Source organism: Mucilaginibacter sp. cycad4, from assembly GCF_034263275.1.
Classification (GTDB): Bacteria; Bacteroidota; Bacteroidia; order Sphingobacteriales; family Sphingobacteriaceae; genus Mucilaginibacter.
The window spans coordinates 3,248,025-3,265,500 of record NZ_CP139559.1; the positions used below are offsets into that span (position 1 = coordinate 3,248,025).

The window sequence follows — 17,476 nt, forward strand, 5'->3', positions numbered from 1 at the left end:
CTCTTATACAGAAATAGCTAAAATATTCTCATTCCGAAATCCACAAAACCGCTTTCCCCTTTCGCCCCAAAACCTTAATTTCGCTGGCTCATAGAAAGAGGAAAAGATTTTGGATTACTTACAGGGTTTAAATCCCGAACAAAGGGCAGCGGTTGAGCAAACTGAGGGGCCGGTGATGATCATTGCCGGTGCCGGATCGGGCAAAACACGTGTTATTACCTATCGCGTGGCGCATTTGATACGCAAGGGTGTTGATTCATTTAACATACTGGTACTTACCTTTACCAACAAGGCTGCCCGCGAAATGCGCGAGCGTATCACCCACGTAGTTGGTACCGAAGCCAAAAATATATGGATGGGCACCTTCCACTCGGTGTTTGCCAAAATATTACGGGTGGAGGCCGAAAAAATTGGCTATCCCAGCAATTTCACCATTTACGATACTGACGACAGCAAAAGCGTTTTAAGGGCCATTTTAAAAGAAATGAACCTTGACGATAAACTGTATAATGTAAACTTTGTACTTAACCGTATCTCGGCGTCAAAAAACAACCTGATCTCCTGGCAGGAATATAACAAGAATGAGCAGATCCAGGCCGACGATTTTTCGAGCGGCCGCGGGCAAATGGGCAAAATTTATGAGATGTATGCTACCCGCTGCTACCGTGCCGGCGCAATGGACTTTGACGATTTGTTGTACAAAACCAACGAACTGCTGAAACTGCACCCCGATGTGCTCAATAAATACCAGCACAAATTTAAATACCTCATGGTTGATGAGTATCAGGATACCAACTTTTCGCAGTACCTGATTGTTAAAAAACTCGCTGCCGTTAACGAAAACCTTTGTGTTGTGGGCGACGATGCGCAAAGTATCTATGCTTTCCGCGGTGCAAATATCCAAAACATCCTCAATTTTGAAAAGGATTATCCGGATCTGAAGGTGTTTAAACTGGAGCAAAACTACCGCTCAACCCAAAACATTGTGAATGTAGCCAACAGCATCATCCGCAATAATAAAGACCAGCTTAAAAAAAACGTATTCTCCGAAAAAGAATCGGGTGATAAGATCAAGGTGATGCGCGCCTTCAGTGATAACGAGGAAGGCAAAATAGTAGCCGAAGCCATTATGCAAGACCGCAGCTCAAACGGGCTTAAATGGTCGGCATTTGCCATCCTTTACCGTACCAATGCGCAATCACGCTCCATGGAGGAGGCTTTACGCAAACTGGGCATCCCGTATAAAATATATGGAGGCTTGTCGTTTTATCAACGTAAGGAGATTAAAGACCTGATAGCCTATTTCAGGCTCACCTTTAATCCTAACGATGAGGAAGCCTTAAAACGTGTTATCAATTACCCCAAACGCGGTATTGGCGACACATCGGTCGATAAGATCATTGTATCAGCCGATCAGCATGGTATAACACCATGGGAAGTTATTGTTGAGCCGGGCAAATACCTCGAGGGCAAAATATCCGGCGCGGTAGCCACCTTTGCTACCATGATCCAAAGCTTCCAGGTGCTGACCAAAACCAAGTCTGCCTATGAATCGGCTTTATATATCGCCCAGCATTCGGGCTTATTGAAGGACCTTTATGAAGATAAATCGGTAGAGGGGCTTAACCGTTACGAAAATATCCAGGAGCTTTTAAACGGGATCAAGGAGTTTTCAGAACGCGAGGATATTGAAGAAAAAGGCCTTGATATTTTCATGCAGGATGTAGCCCTGCTTACCAACGATGACAAGGATAAAAACAAGGATGCCGAAACGGTATCGCTCATGACCATCCACTCCTCAAAAGGGCTTGAGTTTCCGCAGGTTTATGTTGTGGGACTGGAAGAAAACCTGTTCCCGTCGCAAATGTCGCTTAATTCACGCAGCGACCTTGAAGAAGAGCGCCGATTATTTTATGTAGCCGTTACCCGTGCAGAAAGTAAGCTCCATATCAGTTATGCCACTTCACGCTTTAAGTTTGGAACATTAATCAATTGCGAGCCAAGCCGCTTCCTGGATGAAATTGATGCAAAATACCTTGAACTCGATTATACCGCCAAACCAGCTTCAGGTAACAGCCCATTTTTTGATGATGAGCGGAAAGCATGGAGCAGGGATAAACAACCCGACACATTTTCGCGGCCAAAACCGGCAGCTGCTGCCCCGGTAAAAACCACTTCCATACTGGCCAAGGCACACGTACCCTCGGCCAATTTCAAGCCTTCTGATACTTCCAATTTACAAGTGGGTATGGAGGTTGAACACGAGCGTTTTGGCTTTGGTAAAGTACTTGCTCTTGAGGGAAATAAACCCGATATAAAAGCCACCATCTTCTTTAAGGAGATTGGTCAAAAGCAGTTGTTATTAAAATTTGCGAAACTTTACATAGTTCAGTAAAGATAAACTAAGAGTTAAAATCCCTACTTTGAGGAATTGATTCCCCAAGCCTCGCCACAGTCTATCATTAAATTGCCTTTATAACACTAATTTAAAGGTAATTTAATGATGGCATACCATTTGGATTGTATAAGTATCCCCTTTTCCTTAATTAATATTTAATTGATATGAGCGATACTATAAAAAAGAAAACAAACAAATCCGTTGGTAAAAACATCCGGACATTACGTCATCAGCATGGATGGAGCCAGGAAGATGTGGCTAACCGTTTGGGCATCTCTATTCCTGCATTTTCAAAAATTGAAACAGGAGTAACGGATATAAACCTGTCGCGCCTTGAACAAATAGCCAATATTTTTGATATAAACGTGGTGAATATACTTGCCCTTGATACCGAAGAGGTTGATATGAGGCCGTCGAGTTTAAGCGTTGCGCAGAAAAAGCTGATAGACCGCGAATCAGAAATTGCCAACTTACAGCGTAAAGTAATATTGCTTTATGAAGAACTGCGCAATAAGGCCAGCGTAGCTTTGTAAATGTGTGCTGTAAACATTACAATTTACAGATAGTGTACATTGTTTGCTTCGCCTCTGTGTCCTGTTTTATTCATCACATTAAGCACGAGTTAACAATATTTAATTAAAGGAAATTAGATTAAAAAGTCTTTTTAGCAAATTAGCTAATTTATCGATGATGAGCGCTTTATAACGGTTTTGGAGTAATAATTGTGGCATGCAGGTTACAAATACAAAATGTATGTCAAATTATCTTATCTCCATATCAAAAAACGAAACCTTGAGCGACGGTATCATTCACGATCCTAAAAGCAAGTTGAAAGTTAAGGCGTTTGATTTGCTGCGGGCACGTTTTAAACCCAGCAAAGGTGAAGTAAGATTTTTTGTAACTGCCGGCGATGAAACACTTGCTTTTGAAACGCAGGGCTATAACAAACACAGGCAGCTGCTGGTTTTACAAATGATATCGTGGTATTGTATTTACCTGGGGCTTATAGAAGCGCAGATCCACTCAAGCCTGCCTGTACACTTTAGTTAATGGACAAAAGAGGCCAAACAGGTCAAACTCTCGGTGGGTTATGCAGCATATCGCTCATTTCGATGATTTTTTCATCAATTTCAGATACGCATTTATCCATCATATCCAAACATTCGGCCTGGTCAACCAGGCCTTCTTTTTCAAGGTTGATCAAGCCGCGTAATGTGGCTATTGGCCCCCTGATCTGATGTGACAGATACGACGAATGCTCAGAAAGCTTCTTGTTTTTCAACTGTAAATCCTTGGTACGCTCGTCAATGATCTCTTCGAGGTGATGATTGATCCGATCAAGGTTATCCTTTTGCCGGGACACTTCACCGTTTAGCAGCGTAAGCTGTGCATTGGTTTTGGCTTTACGTTTTACATTACTGATCAGCAAACCAATTACTACAAGCATCAAACCTGCAACTACGGTTACCGCCCAAAATTTCGACCGGTCGTAGGCCTGGCGCTCTGCAATTCTTTCGTTTTCTTTCAGCTGCTCTTCCTGCCGGCGTTTGGCCTCAACCAAATTCATTTGTGCCGATACGTTCGTTTTATAGGTAACACTATCCTGCGTGTATATTTCCCGTAATAAATTTACCGCCCGGGCGAAATTCTTTTTGTTATATTCCAGTTCGTACGTAGTGTATTTATAATCGTAATCAAGCTTAGGATCCTTTACCAACTGCGTATAAGCAGTCCCTTCCTGCACCATCTTTTCCGCGTTTTTAAAATCGCCTTTTGTCATGTAAAGCGCAGCAAGTGTAAGATCAACGCTGGCTACCGACTCGTTTAAATCGCGCGCTTTTGCACCTGCATTAGCCTCCAGCAATAAACTCAGGGCTTTATCGTAGTCCTTAAGCTTAAAATAAATAACACCACGGTTTTGCAAACATTGGATCAGGTTTACTGAGTCGCGCAGCTTTTGAAATATAGGGAAACTTTTGTCATAAAACTTAAGCGCCATATACAGGTTATTTTTACGCGTATAAACGTTGCCTATATTTAAATATAATGAACCTACCAATTTAGTATCATTTATTTTTTGTGCTATCTCCAGCGATCTGTTAAGATAGGTAAGGGAGCGTTCGTAGTCGTGGTCGCGGAACAGGATCCCTATATTATTATAAACCTTGGCCTCGCCCCGCAGGTTATTGTTGCGGGTAAAATATGAAAGGGAGTTCAGGTAATTTTCAATCGCCTTTTCAGGCTGATCAAGGTAGTATTTACCAATACCTATAACACGGTAAGCCTCTGCAATACCATCAATATAATTGAGCCTGGTAGAGAGCTTCAGCGCCCTGGTAGCATCTTCAACGGTTTGCTCCGGATTTGTTAGCCTGTTAGTATAGGCACTGGTATTCAGGCTTATTACTTCATTAGTATCTTTCGCAGCAACATCAATTATATCATTCGCGTATACCGACAGCGATAATAAAAAGAATAATATAATTGTGCCGATTTTTTTCATTAAAACACTTCTACGTTCTGTTGGGGTGAAAGTTATAAAATAATGCTGAATTATATTTAATGTTAGGAATAAAAACATTGTGGAAAATTATTTTCATATGTTTTTTATTGCAATAAAAAACATATTTATATTTGCAGTGTTAAATATCTGACATACAATATATTAAATACAAAAGAACTACTATACAATACTACCTTAAATGAATTATAGCCAATTACAATAATATTACAACATATATCTTGAAGTTTGCAATATAATTATAGTTTGTATATCAAATAAGTGAAATAATGTGAAAACTGTGCAATAAAATTGTATACCATACAATTAATTCGCCGGATGATATTACATTTAAAATTAGTAATTTAACGCCATAATTAACAGTGTAAAAATACGAAACAGAGAGTCTTTTTTAAAATTTAAAAAAAACAGAGTTTTTAAAAAACGGAGCATAAAATCCGACTTTTAAAATATTTGTGATAAGCTTAAAATAAGCTTGACGAGTTTTAATAAATATCAGGTATCGTATTAATTTAAAAAATAGAATATTAAATATAATAATTAATCAATATGAAAAAAACAGTGTTTTTTGTACTCCTTACCGTAGGCGCCGGAGTACTCTCATCGTCATCAGTTTTGTCATCATCGGCAAAAAAAGACGTACAGCCAACAGCTGTCAATTTCACCAAAACGCCCACAGGTTTTAAACGCGACCTGGGAAGCGCCGACTGAGATCCAATTAAATCGCACAGAAAATTCAACATCGATAATATAACACGATCATGAAAAAAATAATCACCATCACTTTAGCAGTTCTCTTCACAGGAGCTATTTCATCCTGCAAAAAGGAAAGACCCAAAGCTGAGTTTGCTAATCTTCACTTATTCACAACCGGTTACAAAAGAGACCTGGGAAGTGCCGACTGATTTATCTATTCAAGATCAATAAAACATAAAACAACATGAAAAAACTTATCCTCATAGCAACAGTAGCTCTTAGTGCAGGTGCATTATCATCAGCTACAAACAAAAATGAAAACAAAACGAAACTTGTGATTGCACCAGTAAACTCGTTGACAACCGGTTTTAAAAGAGATTTAGGCAGCGCCGACTAAAAAAAATAACATACAAGAGATTTAATAAACAAAAAATATTTACGTACCCCCACATTCAAAAAAATCATGAAAAATTTAACACTAATAGCAACTTTAGCATTAAGCACCATATTATCAACTGCAACATTAGCAAACGCAGCTAACGGCCCTCAACCAAAACGCGACTTAGGTTCTGCTGATGCTCGTGGTCCTCAGCCAAAACGCGACTTAGGTTCTGCTGATTTTGCTCGTGGTCCCCAGCCAAAACGTGACTTAGGTTCTGCTGATTTCGCTTTCGGTCCTCAACCAAAACGTGATCTTGGTTCTGCTGATTTTGCTCGTGGTCCCCAGCCAAAACGCGACTTAGGTTCTGCTGATTTTGCTCGTGGTCCCCAGCCAAAACGCGACTTAGGTTCTGCTGATTTTGCCCGTGGTCCCCAGCCAAAACGCGACTTAGGTTCTGCTGATTTTGCTTTCGGCCCTCAGCCAAAACGCGACTTAGGTTCTGCTGATTTTGCTTTCGGCCCTCAACCAAAACGTGATTTAGGTTCTGCTGATTTCGCTTTCGGCCCTCAGCCAAAAAGAGATTTAGGTTCTGCTGATTTCGCTTTCGGTCCTCAGCCAAAACGTGATTTAGGTTCTGCTGATTTTGCTTTCGGCCCTCAGCCAAAACGCGACCTTGGTTCTGCTGACTTCGCTTTCGGCCCTCAGCCAAAACGTGACTTAGGTTCTGCTGATTTCGCAATGTCTGGTCCTGGTCCAAAAAGAGATTTAGGTTCTGCTGATTTCGCGATGTCTGGTCCTGGCCCAAAAAGAGATTTAGGTTCTGCTGATTTTGCAGTATCTGGTCCTGGTCCAAAAAGAGATTTAGGTTCTGCTGATTTCGCAATGTCCGGTCCTGGTCCAAAAAGAGATTTAGGTTCTGCTGATTTTGCAATGTCTGGTCCTGGTCCAAAAAGAGATTTAGGTTCTGCTGATTTCGCAATGTCTGGTCCTGGCCCAAAAAGAGATTTAGGTTCTGCTGATTTTGCAGTGTCTGGTCCTGGTCCAAAAAGAGATTTAGGTTCTGCTGATTTTGCAATGTCTGGTCCTGGCCCAAAAAGAGACTTAGGTTCTGCTGATTTTGCAATGTCTGGTCCTGGCCCGAAAAGAGATTTAGGTTCCGCTGATTTCATGGCATAATCACCAACTCTTCAATTGTAAAATTATATGTTATAAACTAAAATTTAAATAGTTAACGACATGAAAAAATTCATCATTGCCGCAGCGATTTTAATAACTACAGGCCTTACAGCTGTATCATTAACTCATAAAGCGCCTAAACAAGAAGCTAAAATAAAAGTCGAAAAAATTGAGTTTGCCCCTAAAGCAGTTAATGCCCCAAAATCAGACCTGGGATCGGCAGATTGATTAACCCGAACCGGCGCGAATTTTATCGAATTACACGAATCGAAAATTCGGCTGGCCGGAAGCTATTTACATATTGCATATATTGAATTATTAAAATTTCTGCAGATTGTAATGACTCAATGACCTAATGACGGCAATGACCTAATTACCTATATTTGCTGCAAATAATAATACTATGCAGCACATAAAGCAATATGTTGAGCAAAACAAACAGCGTTTACTTGATGAGTTATTTGACCTGTTACGTTTAGCTTCGGTTAGTGCCGATCCAAAATACAAACCTGAAGTATTAAAGACTGCCGATTACGTGGCAGCAAAGCTTCGCGATGCCGGAGCCGATAACGTTGAAATTTGCCAAACCGCCGGTTACCCTATTGTATACGGCGAAAAGATTATAGATGCATCTAAACCTACGGTACTGGTTTATGGGCACTATGATGTACAACCACCGGATCCGTTAGAACTGTGGAAAACCCCTCCCTTCGAACCAACTGTTCGCGACGGAAAAATATATGCCCGCGGTGCCTGCGATGATAAAGGCCAGTTTTATATGCATGTAAAAGCTTTTGAGCTCATGATGCAAACCGGCACGCTCCCCTGCAATATCAAGTTTATGATAGAGGGCGAAGAAGAGGTTGGCTCATCAAACCTGGGCATCTTTGTAAAAGCCAATAAAGAAAAACTAAAAGCCGACGTGGTGCTGATTTCTGATACATCGATGATCAGTATGGAGCACCCTTCGCTTGAAACCGGCTTACGCGGTCTATCATACCTTGAGGTTGAAGTAACCGGCCCTAACCGCGATCTGCATTCGGGTGTTTACGGTGGCGCCGTAGCCAACCCCATCACTATCCTGGCCCAGATGATTGCCAGCCTGCACGATGAAAACAATCATATCACCATTCCCGGTTTTTATAACGATGTGGTGCCGCTTACCGAAGCAGAACGCAAGGCCCTGAACAGTGCCCCCTATGATGAAGCCGAATACAAAAAAGACCTTGACGTTACCGAACTTTGGGGCGAAAAAGGTTACAGCACATTTGAGCGTACAGGCACCCGTCCTACCCTTGAGCTAAACGGCATTTGGGGCGGCTATATCGGCGAAGGTGCCAAAACAGTGCTGCCTTCAAAAGCCAATGCCAAAATCTCTATGCGTTTGGTGCCTAACCAAACATCAGAAGCAATAACCAAACTGTTTACCGATCACTTTTTGAGCATTGCCCCTCCTTATGTTAAGGTTAAGGTAACCCCTCATCATGGCGGCGAACCGGCTGTAACCCCTACCGATAGTGTAGCCTACCGTGCAGCCCAAAAAGCCATCGCCGAATCCTTTGGTAAAGAGCCTATCCCAACCCGTGGTGGTGGCAGTATCCCTATTGTTGCGTTGTTTGAAGCCGAGCTTGGCTTAAAGACCGTATTGATGGGTTTCGGGCTTGATAGTGATGCCCTGCACTCGCCTAACGAAAAATATGATATTTATAATTATTATAAAGGAATTGAAACCATTCCGCTGTTTCACAAATATTTTGCGGAGTTGTCAAACTAACACTAAGTGGCCTTAATTTGAATTTAACGGTGGTTATTTTTTGATTTTACGTAAAACAAATAATATATTTATGATATTATCTAACTATACAAAAATCAAAACCATGGCAACTAAAGAATTGGACAAAGAAAAGACCGATGCATCTAAGCAGTTGCGCGATCTCAAACCACTTAAACAGGAAAAAACAAACACCGCAAAGGCCTTGAGCGGAAACAAAATGAAACGAAAGCCCCTGTTATAAGATATATTTATAACAACCTGCACGAGCCGGCAAGCAAAACTGACCGGCTCGTTTTTTTCCATTACAGCCTTATCCGCATCTCGATCATCCGCTTTTCAAACCCCACCTTTTCATAGGCTTTAATAGCACCTGTATTATCGTTATATACTTCAAGTCTTATTTCAACAAGTCCCTGATCTGCTACCCATTTCTTCAGCTCCTCAATAATTGCCTGGTTTACTCCTTTTCCGCGGTGTGCGGGCAATACATACATAAAACCCAGGTAGGCGTATTTTTCAAAGTCGTAATAGGTATCGGGGTTCTTTTTAATGCGGGCGTAACCACTGCCTGCTATCTCTCCGTCAATTTCGGCCACTAAAACCTGTACTTCGGCCGAGGTTATAAACCCGTTTAAATCATAATAACTTATAGCGCCGGGCTTGAGTGTGCTATCAAAAGGGCGTTCGGCAGTGATTATACCCTGCTCAAATTGCAACAATACAGGCAGGTCTTCAATGGTAGCTTTTCTGATCAGCATATTAGTTAGATAGTAAAGCGTTCGCAATCCGCCAGGAATGCTTCATCAGCATCTGCACCAATCCCAGGCGCATCTTCAATAGTTAAATGATAGCCATCGTAGATAGCCCCGCCAATACAGGGATCAACCAAATGCCCCAACTTACACGTATCCATATCGTAAAACCGGATATTCGGGCTGGCGTATACAAAGTGCAGCTTGGCGCTTAGGGCTATACGGCTTTCCAGCATCCCTCCCATCATACAGGGAATACCATATGAGGCCGCGACATCATGGATCTTTTTGGCCTCATAAATACCGCCCGATTTAGCCATCTTTATATTAATATAGTGACAGGCCCCGGCATTGATCTGCTTACGGGCGTCGTGATGGTTATACACGCTTTCATCGGCCATGATTTTAACGGGTGACAACTGCATCAGTTCGGGCACCCTGTCATCATACCAGGTACGGATGGGTTGTTCGCAAAATTCAATATCATATTGCGCAATTGACTGCAATGCAAAAACGGCTTCGTTAAAAGTCCAGCCCTGGTTGGCATCAATACGGATCTTCATAGCCGGGCCAACAGCTTCGCGGATCTGCTTAATGCGTTCCACATCTTCTACTACATTTTTACCCAGCTTTACCTTCAGGATATTTGCGCCGGAAGCTTTAAAATCAAGGGCTTTTAAAGCCATGGTATGATGCCCGGCTATACCTATAGTAATATCCGATTCTACAACGCGCTTTTCGCCCCCTAAAAACTGGTATAAAGGCAAGCCCGCGTTTTTAGCGGCTATATCAAACAAGGCGTTATCAAAGGCACTTTTTATAGTGGTATTACCGGCAGTAAAGCTATGCAACTCCTGAAGACGCGCTTCAATATCAAGCGCGTCCTTGCCTTTCCATAACCGCGCAAACTCACGCGCCATAAGCAGGCAGGTATCCTGTGTTTCGCCCACAATCATCGGGAAAGCAGAGCACTCCCCTACGCCGTAAAAACCGGCATCGGTATGTACGCGGATAAAAACATTTTGAGCATGGGATAAAGTTCCGGTAGCAATGGTAAACGGCTCCATCGGGATACTGAAGCGGTAGATCTCTATATGGGTGATGGTAATTTGCTGATTTTCCAAATTGTAGATGTTTAAAAGCTAAGTTAAAACAAATAATTGCAACAATTAACCAACGTAATTTGCTTATTATAAGTATTAGTTTATATTTGCATTACTTCAATACAAGTAACAATTCAATTTTAGCCTCTTTTGCCCTTCCATCAGGGAAATTTGTCTGGCTAACTTTCAAATCTTCATAAAACACTATTAACATGGCTAAAGAAAACACGCCTGCAAATTTTGATTATAACTCAACCAGGAATAAACTGATCCTGTCTGAATATGGCCGTAACGTACAAAATATGGTTAAATATATTGTAGCGCTGCCAACTAAAGAAGAACGTAACCGCTACGCACAGGTAGTTATTGACCTTATGGGTTTCCTTAACCCCCACCTGCGCGATGTGGCCGATTTTAAGCACAAACTATGGGACCACCTGCATATCATATCTGATTACCAGATTGATGTTGATTCACCATATCCCAAGCCATCGCCGGATGCTGTGCATATTAAGCCAGCGCCTTTAAATTATCCTCATCAGCGCATCAAATACAAGCACTACGGCAAAACCATTGAGCTGATGATTGAAAAAGCTAAAGCTATTGAGGAACCCGAACGCAAGCGCCATATGATCCAGGCGATAGCCAATTTCATGAAAATGGCTTACGTGCAATGGAACAAGGATTCGGTAAGTGACGAAAGTATCCTGTCTGACTTGTATGCCTTGTCAGGCGGTACGCTGAAACTGGAAGAGAACATTAACCTTAACCGCGTTGATTTCCGTCCTAATAACTTTCAGCAAAACAATACCAATAACAACAACCGCGGCCGTAACAATAACCAGAACAATCAAAACCGCGGTGGCAGCAACGGCGGCAGGCAAAACAATAATCAAAACCGCAACAACAACCAAAACCGCAACCGTAACAACGGCGGCGCAAAAAAATATTAAGAACCTCACCCAACCCTCTCCAAAGGAGAGGGCTTTTTACTTTCTACGGCATACCGTCTTTCATGTCACATCAGGCAGATTCGAAATAAAGCAATCCCCGATAAGCAGGTTCGCCCTGTTTAATTTGTGATTGTTTCGTACCTTATTAATAACATGATTATGAATCATTGATTATAATGAACTTTTTTGATCGATTTTAGTTTGGGCGTTGCCTGCGGCCCGGGCTGTACGCTCATACTGCACAAGGCATAATCCGTTGGCTAACGGACGGTATCCGCTCCCATCCCTATCGCAGCCCCACACACCCTCTCCAAAATATATTTTAAACGTCACCATGATTTTTCCGGGGTTCGCCTTTTGGTACCTCAGCAATGACTTTTTTTGCGCCAATATCATTAATGATAAATCCAGTCTGCCTTTTATTTTATCTGCATTAATTTTCTAATCTTTGCCCCATATAAATTATTTGACAAAACCGATCATAGCTTTTACAGTTTATCATTGGTGATCTTATCAATTATCCGAAACTCCGCATGACTAACGCATTTGTAATAAACGGCGGCAAACCGCTAAAAGGTGAAATAACCCCGCAGGGTGCAAAAAACGAAGCTTTACAGGTTATATCTGCCGTATTGCTTACAGCCGAAAAGGTAACCATCAGCAATATCCCTGATATTAAGGATGTAAACAAGCTAATAGAGTTGCTTGGCGATATGGGTGTTATTGTTGAACGCATCAACGAGCATACCTATACTTTTGAGGCCAAAGACATCAACCAGGACTTTTTCTTGTCCGAAACCTTCAAATCAAAAGGCGGCGGCTTACGTGGTTCTATCATGATAGTTGGCCCCCTGCTTGCCCGCTTTGGCAAGGCTTCTATCCCTAAACCGGGTGGCGATAAAATCGGTCGCCGCAGGCTGGATACCCACTTCCTCGGTTTTGAGAAACTGGGCGCACAATTCAACTACAATCCCGAAAATGGTTTCTTTAATGTAGATGCCTCCAACCTGCAGGGTACTTACATCCTGCTTGATGAAGCTTCGGTAACAGGAACAGCCAATGTAGTAATGGCTGCAGTTTTGGCCAAAGGAACTACCACCATTTACAATGCTGCCTGCGAACCTTACTTACAACAGCTATGCAAAATGCTGAGCCGTATGGGCGCTAAAATCAACGGTATAGGCTCAAACCTGCTCACTATTGAAGGCGTTGAAAAACTGGGTGGTACAGAGCACCGTTTACTGCCCGATATGATCGAGATCGGTTCGTTCATTGGTTTGGCGGCCATGACCGGATCTGAAATAACAATTAAAGATGTTCAATACAAAGAACTGGGCATGATCCCCGATGTTTTCAAACGTTTAGGCATTAAGCTTGAATTAAGAGGCGATGATATCTTTATCCCAGCCCAGGAACATTACGAAATAGAAACTTTCATCGACGGCAGTATCATGACCATTGCCGATGCACCATGGCCGGGCTTCACCCCCGACTTATTAAGCATTGTGCTGGTTGTCGCTATTCAGGCAAAGGGTTCGGTACTGATCCACCAGAAGATGTTTGAAAGCCGCTTATTCTTTGTGGATAAATTGCTGGATATGGGCGCGCAGATCATCCTTTGCGATCCGCACCGTGCTACCGTTATCGGTCTGGATAACCAGGTTAAACTGCGCGGTATCTCCATGACCTCGCCGGATATCCGTGCAGGGGTTTCATTATTGATCGCAGCGCTTTCGGCACAGGGTCAGTCGACCATTTACAATATCGAACAAATTGAACGCGGCTATCAGCATATTGACACCAGGCTTAAAGCTTTGGGGGCTGATATAACCCGGATCTAAATTTTAGGTTAAAGGCGAAAGGTTAAAGGTTAAAGGTAGCTGCACTTAGCACAGCCTTTAACCTTTTTTAATTTTAGGACTTTTCCTATCAAAACATAGTACTTAAACCGGGAATACTGAAATAGTTGCATGTAACGCGCATTAATCTTTCCTTTTTAAAAACCTTTCGCCTTTAACCTTTTACCTTTCACCTCAAAAATACTACCTTTAAAAAAACCATTCTATAAACAATGCCTTACAAAAACCGGAAATCTACCTACGTTTATTTTGTACTGATATTTGTATTTATTAAAGTTGTCCTTAATTTGTTCGCTATATCGCATTTTGGTTTTCACCGCGATGAGTTTCTGCACCTTGTACTGGCCGATCACCTGGATTGGGGATATAAAGAAGTACCGCCATTTATAGCCATACTGGCAAAAATTTCTATTACTTGTTTCGGCAATTCAGTTTTTGCTGCGCGATTGTTCCCGACATTATTTGGCGGTCTCATTGTCCTGCTTACCGGCCTCATTGTCATTGAATTTGGCGGGAAGAAGTTTGCTATAACCCTTGCCTGTTTATCACTCATTTTTGCACCTGCTTTTGTGGCGAGTGATTATCTTTTCCAGCCGGTAGTTTTTGACCAGTTTTGGTGGGTGCTAACCGTTTGGCTGCTGATAAAATACCTCAACACTACTGACGTGAGGTACCTGTACTGGCTGGGGGCGGTCGTTGGTTTTGGCATACTTACCAAGTATACGATGCTCTTTTTTACAGTTTCGTTGATTATCGGCATCCTTATAAGCAAACAGCGTAAGCTGCTATTCAACAAGCATATTTTCGGTGCTGCTTTAATAACAATACTTATTGTGTTGCCTAACCTGATCTGGCAAATAACGCACCACATGCCGGTATTTACGCATATGAAAGCCCTGCGCGAGCAGCAACTGGATTATATTACCCCAACAAACTTTATAAAACAACAATTACTGGTAAATGGTATCGCCTTATTTGTATGGCTTAATGGGCTGGCATTCCTGATATTTTCGTTCAGGCTGCGTAATTTCCAGTTTATCGCCCTGGCTTATGCGCTCATCTTCTTTTTTTTACTGATGATGGACGGCAAAAACTACTACATCTTCGGTGCTTACCCTATGCTGTTTGCAGCCGGGGGCTTTGGTTTCGAACGATTATTAAAAACAAGCGGCTATGTTTTGCGTACAGCGCTGATCGTAGTCTTTACATTGCCCAACGCATTGTTGCTGCCAATTTTATTGCCTGTTTTACCAATAAACCAAACCCTCGCGTTTTTTCGTTTTGCCGATAAATACCTCCCTCCTGCTCGCTTTTCAATGACCTGGGAAGATGGCAAAAAACACGCTACCACCCAGGATTATGCTGATATGCTGGGCTGGGACGATATGGCCGCACTGGTTGATAAGGCCTACAAAAGCCTTAGCCCCGAAGATCAGAAGCAAACCATGGTTTATGCCGATAACTACGGCGAAGCCGGCGCCCTGCACCATTATGGCAAGCAATACGGCTATCCTGATGCAATTTCGCTGAACAGCAGCTTTACCCTCTGGGCGCCCGATAGCCTGAAGTGCAAATACCTGATCTATGTAGATGACGGTGGCGGCAAAAACATTAAAGAATTTGTGGAAGGAAAAATGATAGGCAGCTTTACCAAAGTTGGTGAAGTAACCAATCCCCTCGCCCGCGAAAAAGGCACAGCTGTGTTTATCATTACACCTAATTACAGGCTAAATGAACGATATAGCCCGGAATTGGCGAAGAAGAGGCTGGAGTAAGTTTAAATCATCTTCGTTGCGCTATTTGTCATGATATAATTGTATTACTCGTCCATTATTCGCCGAAAAAATAATGTGGAACGTGCCGCCATGTGTTTCTTTAGGTAAACTGCCTTCCATAATCCAAAAACCGTCGACCAAGTCAATCATGTAAGGTTTTTCATCTCTTATATCATCTTCTCCAAAAATTCTAAACAAGATCGGCTCTGCAAATTCAATCGCCTCGTATTCAGTTCCTATTTTATGCCCCGCGATAATATTATAGCGCGTTGGATACTTAAGAGCCAAGCTGATCATTCTTTTTGAAGCCTCAACCTCTTCTCGAGTAAATGCCGCGTGATTATGATATGAGACAAAAAATATCATTGCCAATAGCATATACAAATATTTCATTGTCAAGAGATTTTAAAGCTCTGTTTAAATTTGATAGATATTATTTACAGCTAAATAAAATTTCATTGCCGTTGGTTTTAACCAACGGAATAATGCGTAGCGATAAGAGGGCTTCAGCCCAAATCCGCTTCCATAATTGGGCTAAAGCCAAGATTTTTTATCTTTTTCCTACCGTTGGTTAAAACCAACGGCAATGAGTATTTTGCATTTTCAAACAGCTTCTTAGGTTTAATTTAAATATCGTCATAAATCACTTTAAAAACAAAACGGTGCCATATTCTTCACATGACACCGTTTTCAATCTTCTTATCTTTCAGCTCCTAAGCTGATATAGCGTTTATAATATCATACTGGGTAATGATCTCTATTTTGCCTTGACCGTCCTCAACCAGTACGGCAATGTTATCTTTATTGATCATGGCAGAGATCCTGTCTATCGATGTATTCAGATCAACAAACGGGAACGGCGCAGTCGTGATATTTTTAATTGGCTGCGATTTGATAGATGGGTTCTCGATCAGCGAATCAAGGATATCACTTTCGGTGATCTTGCCTATTACCATGCCTTTTTGCGTAACCGGGATCTGAGAGATATTGAGTGATTTGATGGTATTGATAGCTTCTAATACACTCTTTTCGCAATCTATCGTAATAATTTCCTGCACATCTTTTTTGCTGATGATATCGTGTGCAGTAAGCTTTTCGTCTTTCAGAAAACCGCGGTCGCGCAGCCAGTCGTCGTTATACATTTTTCCAAGATAGCGTGTGCCATGGTCCGGGAAAATAATCACCACTACATCGCCTTCTTTAAACTTATCCTTCATCTGCAGCAAGCCTGCCACTGCCGATCCGGTTGAGTTACCGGAGAAAATTCCTTCTTTACGGGCAATTTCGCGGGTCATGAGGGCGGCATCTTTATCGGTCACCTTTTCAAAATGATCTATCAGGCTGAAATCAACGTTGGCGGGCAAAAAATCTTCGCCGATACCTTCGGTAATGTATGGATAGATCTCGTTTTTATCAAAAACGCCGGTCTCCTTGTATTTTTTAAATACCGAGCCATAAGTATCGATACCCAACACCTGGATGGCGGGGTTCTTTTCTTTCAGATAACGGGCGATGCCTGATATGGTACCGCCGGTGCCCACGCCAGCAATAAGGTGGGTGATTTTACCTTCAGTTTGCTCCCAAATTTCGGGACCTGTTGATTCGTAATGCGCTTCCGAGTTACTCAGGTTATCATACTGATTGGGTTTCCATGAGTTAGGAACTTCACGTTCCAGGCGTGATGATACCGAATAATATGAACGCGGATCTTCTGGCTCCACATTGGTTGGGCAAACTATTACCTCGGCACCAAAGGCACGCAGGGCATCAAACTTTTCTTTTGATTGTTTATCGGTACTGGTGAAAATGCATTTATAGCCTTTTATCACAGCTGCAATAGCCAGGCCCATACCGGTATTCCCCGAAGTACCTTCAATAATGGTTCCGCCGGGTTTAAGCTTGCCGCTCTTTTCGGCATCCTCAATCATTTTAAGGGCCATACGGTCTTTTATGGAGTTGCCCGGGTTGGTTGTCTCTATCTTGGCTAAAACGGTAGCAGGGATATCTTTTGCTACTTTATTCAATTTTACCAGCGGCGTATTGCCAATGGTATCGAGTATGTTATTGTACCACATAATTTAAATCTC

At 42.2% G+C, this 17,476-nt stretch carries 18 protein-coding genes; 13 read left to right on the forward strand and 5 right to left on the reverse strand.

Annotation, left to right across the window (positions count from 1 at the left end; genetic code table 11):
* Window positions 1-109 precede the first annotated feature (109 nt).
* The 3 genes from SNE26_RS13000 (at window position 110) to SNE26_RS13010 (ending at window position 3,448) form a co-directional block, all read left to right on the forward strand.
* Window positions 110-2,395 carry a UvrD-helicase domain-containing protein gene (locus SNE26_RS13000; protein ID WP_321559783.1) on the forward strand — a complete coding sequence of 762 codons (2,286 nt, stop codon included), beginning with the start codon at window positions 110-112 and terminating at the stop codon, window positions 2,393-2,395.
* A 167-nt stretch (window positions 2,396-2,562) separates the two neighbouring features.
* Complete coding sequence (locus tag SNE26_RS13005) at window positions 2,563-2,931, forward strand: helix-turn-helix transcriptional regulator (protein WP_321559784.1); 369 nt, start codon at window positions 2,563-2,565, stop codon at window positions 2,929-2,931.
* A 220-nt stretch (window positions 2,932-3,151) separates the two neighbouring features.
* Window positions 3,152-3,448 carry a hypothetical protein gene (locus SNE26_RS13010; protein WP_321559785.1) on the forward strand — a complete coding sequence of 99 codons (297 nt, stop codon included), beginning with the start codon at window positions 3,152-3,154 and terminating at the stop codon, window positions 3,446-3,448.
* 22 nt (window positions 3,449-3,470) lie between these two features.
* Here the strand turns inward: SNE26_RS13010 and SNE26_RS13015 are convergent, their stop codons facing one another.
* Window positions 3,471-4,901 carry a tetratricopeptide repeat protein gene (locus SNE26_RS13015; RefSeq protein ID WP_321559786.1) on the reverse strand — a complete coding sequence of 477 codons (1,431 nt, stop codon included), beginning with the start codon at window positions 4,899-4,901 and terminating at the stop codon, window positions 3,471-3,473.
* A 567-nt stretch (window positions 4,902-5,468) separates the two neighbouring features.
* Between SNE26_RS13015 and SNE26_RS13020 the strand changes: the two genes are divergently transcribed.
* From SNE26_RS13020 to SNE26_RS13050, 7 genes are all read left to right on the forward strand, one after another.
* Window positions 5,469-5,630, forward strand: a complete 162-nt coding sequence (locus SNE26_RS13020; RefSeq protein WP_321559787.1) for a hypothetical protein — start codon at window positions 5,469-5,471, stop codon at window positions 5,628-5,630.
* A 50-nt stretch (window positions 5,631-5,680) separates the two neighbouring features.
* Entirely contained in the window at window positions 5,681-5,824 is a 144-nt protein-coding gene (locus SNE26_RS13025) for a hypothetical protein (RefSeq protein ID WP_321559788.1), read from the forward strand.
* A gap of 35 nt (window positions 5,825-5,859) precedes the next feature.
* Window positions 5,860-6,012 (forward strand): hypothetical protein, encoded by a 153-nt coding sequence (locus SNE26_RS13030; protein WP_321559789.1) that lies wholly within the window; start codon window positions 5,860-5,862, stop codon window positions 6,010-6,012.
* A 66-nt stretch (window positions 6,013-6,078) separates the two neighbouring features.
* On the forward strand, window positions 6,079-7,173 hold the full coding sequence (locus SNE26_RS13035) for a hypothetical protein (RefSeq protein ID WP_321559790.1): 1,095 nt from the start codon (window positions 6,079-6,081) through the stop codon (window positions 7,171-7,173).
* Window positions 7,174-7,233: 60 nt separating this feature from the next.
* Window positions 7,234-7,401: a hypothetical protein gene (locus SNE26_RS13040; protein ID WP_321559791.1), complete on the forward strand. Its 168-nt coding sequence runs from the start codon at window positions 7,234-7,236 to the stop codon at window positions 7,399-7,401.
* Window positions 7,402-7,576: 175 nt separating this feature from the next.
* A complete protein-coding gene (locus SNE26_RS13045; RefSeq protein WP_321559792.1) occupies window positions 7,577-8,947 on the forward strand; it encodes a dipeptidase in 1,371 nt (456 codons plus the stop codon).
* Window positions 8,948-9,050: 103 nt separating this feature from the next.
* Complete coding sequence (locus tag SNE26_RS13050; RefSeq protein ID WP_321559793.1) at window positions 9,051-9,188, forward strand: hypothetical protein; 138 nt, start codon at window positions 9,051-9,053, stop codon at window positions 9,186-9,188.
* Window positions 9,189-9,249: 61 nt separating this feature from the next.
* On the opposite strand, the gene SNE26_RS13055 is transcribed toward SNE26_RS13050, so the two are convergent.
* Window positions 9,250-9,705, reverse strand: a complete 456-nt coding sequence (locus SNE26_RS13055; RefSeq protein ID WP_321559794.1) for a GNAT family N-acetyltransferase — start codon at window positions 9,703-9,705, stop codon at window positions 9,250-9,252.
* Between the two features lie 5 nt (window positions 9,706-9,710).
* Window positions 9,711-10,808 carry a dipeptide epimerase gene (locus tag SNE26_RS13060; protein ID WP_321560032.1) on the reverse strand — a complete coding sequence of 366 codons (1,098 nt, stop codon included), beginning with the start codon at window positions 10,806-10,808 and terminating at the stop codon, window positions 9,711-9,713.
* 206 nt (window positions 10,809-11,014) lie between these two features.
* On the opposite strand from SNE26_RS13060, the gene SNE26_RS13065 reads away from it, so the two are divergent.
* The 3 genes from SNE26_RS13065 (at window position 11,015) to SNE26_RS13075 (ending at window position 15,389) form a co-directional block, all read left to right on the forward strand.
* Entirely contained in the window at window positions 11,015-11,755 is a 741-nt protein-coding gene (locus SNE26_RS13065) for a DUF4290 domain-containing protein (RefSeq protein ID WP_321559795.1), read from the forward strand.
* Window positions 11,756-12,288: 533 nt separating this feature from the next.
* The gene (gene murA, locus SNE26_RS13070; RefSeq protein ID WP_321559796.1) at window positions 12,289-13,596 is read left to right on the forward strand and encodes a UDP-N-acetylglucosamine 1-carboxyvinyltransferase; all 1,308 of its coding nucleotides are present in this window, start codon (window positions 12,289-12,291) and stop codon (window positions 13,594-13,596) included.
* 230 nt (window positions 13,597-13,826) lie between these two features.
* On the forward strand, window positions 13,827-15,389 hold the full coding sequence (locus tag SNE26_RS13075; protein WP_321559797.1) for a glycosyltransferase family 39 protein: 1,563 nt from the start codon (window positions 13,827-13,829) through the stop codon (window positions 15,387-15,389).
* Between the two features lie 21 nt (window positions 15,390-15,410).
* Here the strand turns inward: SNE26_RS13075 and SNE26_RS13080 are convergent, their stop codons facing one another.
* Both SNE26_RS13080 and SNE26_RS13085 read right to left on the reverse strand, forming a co-directional pair.
* On the reverse strand, window positions 15,411-15,782 hold the full coding sequence (locus SNE26_RS13080) for an NTF2 fold immunity protein (protein WP_321559798.1): 372 nt from the start codon (window positions 15,780-15,782) through the stop codon (window positions 15,411-15,413).
* A 320-nt stretch (window positions 15,783-16,102) separates the two neighbouring features.
* Window positions 16,103-17,464: a cystathionine beta-synthase gene (locus tag SNE26_RS13085; RefSeq protein WP_321559799.1), complete on the reverse strand. Its 1,362-nt coding sequence runs from the start codon at window positions 17,462-17,464 to the stop codon at window positions 16,103-16,105.
* Window positions 17,465-17,476 lie beyond the last annotated feature (12 nt).

Coding starts and splice junctions, on each gene's coding strand:
- SNE26_RS13055 (WP_321559794.1), bottom strand. CDS start 9,705: ATGCTGATCAGAAAAGCTACCATTGAAGACCTGCCTGTATTGTTGCAA.
- SNE26_RS13025 (WP_321559788.1), top strand. CDS start 5,681: ATGAAAAAAATAATCACCATCACTTTAGCAGTTCTCTTCACAGGAGCT.
- SNE26_RS13085 (WP_321559799.1), bottom strand. CDS start 17,464: ATGTGGTACAATAACATACTCGATACCATTGGCAATACGCCGCTGGTA.
- SNE26_RS13035 (WP_321559790.1), top strand. CDS start 6,079: ATGAAAAATTTAACACTAATAGCAACTTTAGCATTAAGCACCATATTA.
- SNE26_RS13015 (WP_321559786.1), bottom strand. CDS start 4,901: ATGAAAAAAATCGGCACAATTATATTATTCTTTTTATTATCGCTGTCG.
- SNE26_RS13080 (WP_321559798.1), bottom strand. CDS start 15,782: ATGAAATATTTGTATATGCTATTGGCAATGATATTTTTTGTCTCATAT.
- SNE26_RS13020 (WP_321559787.1), top strand. CDS start 5,469: ATGAAAAAAACAGTGTTTTTTGTACTCCTTACCGTAGGCGCCGGAGTA.
- SNE26_RS13045 (WP_321559792.1), top strand. CDS start 7,577: ATGCAGCACATAAAGCAATATGTTGAGCAAAACAAACAGCGTTTACTT.
- SNE26_RS13050 (WP_321559793.1), top strand. CDS start 9,051: ATGGCAACTAAAGAATTGGACAAAGAAAAGACCGATGCATCTAAGCAG.
- SNE26_RS13040 (WP_321559791.1), top strand. CDS start 7,234: ATGAAAAAATTCATCATTGCCGCAGCGATTTTAATAACTACAGGCCTT.
- SNE26_RS13075 (WP_321559797.1), top strand. CDS start 13,827: ATGCCTTACAAAAACCGGAAATCTACCTACGTTTATTTTGTACTGATA.
- SNE26_RS13065 (WP_321559795.1), top strand. CDS start 11,015: ATGGCTAAAGAAAACACGCCTGCAAATTTTGATTATAACTCAACCAGG.
- SNE26_RS13030 (WP_321559789.1), top strand. CDS start 5,860: ATGAAAAAACTTATCCTCATAGCAACAGTAGCTCTTAGTGCAGGTGCA.
- SNE26_RS13010 (WP_321559785.1), top strand. CDS start 3,152: ATGTCAAATTATCTTATCTCCATATCAAAAAACGAAACCTTGAGCGAC.
- murA (WP_321559796.1), top strand. CDS start 12,289: ATGACTAACGCATTTGTAATAAACGGCGGCAAACCGCTAAAAGGTGAA.
- SNE26_RS13005 (WP_321559784.1), top strand. CDS start 2,563: ATGAGCGATACTATAAAAAAGAAAACAAACAAATCCGTTGGTAAAAAC.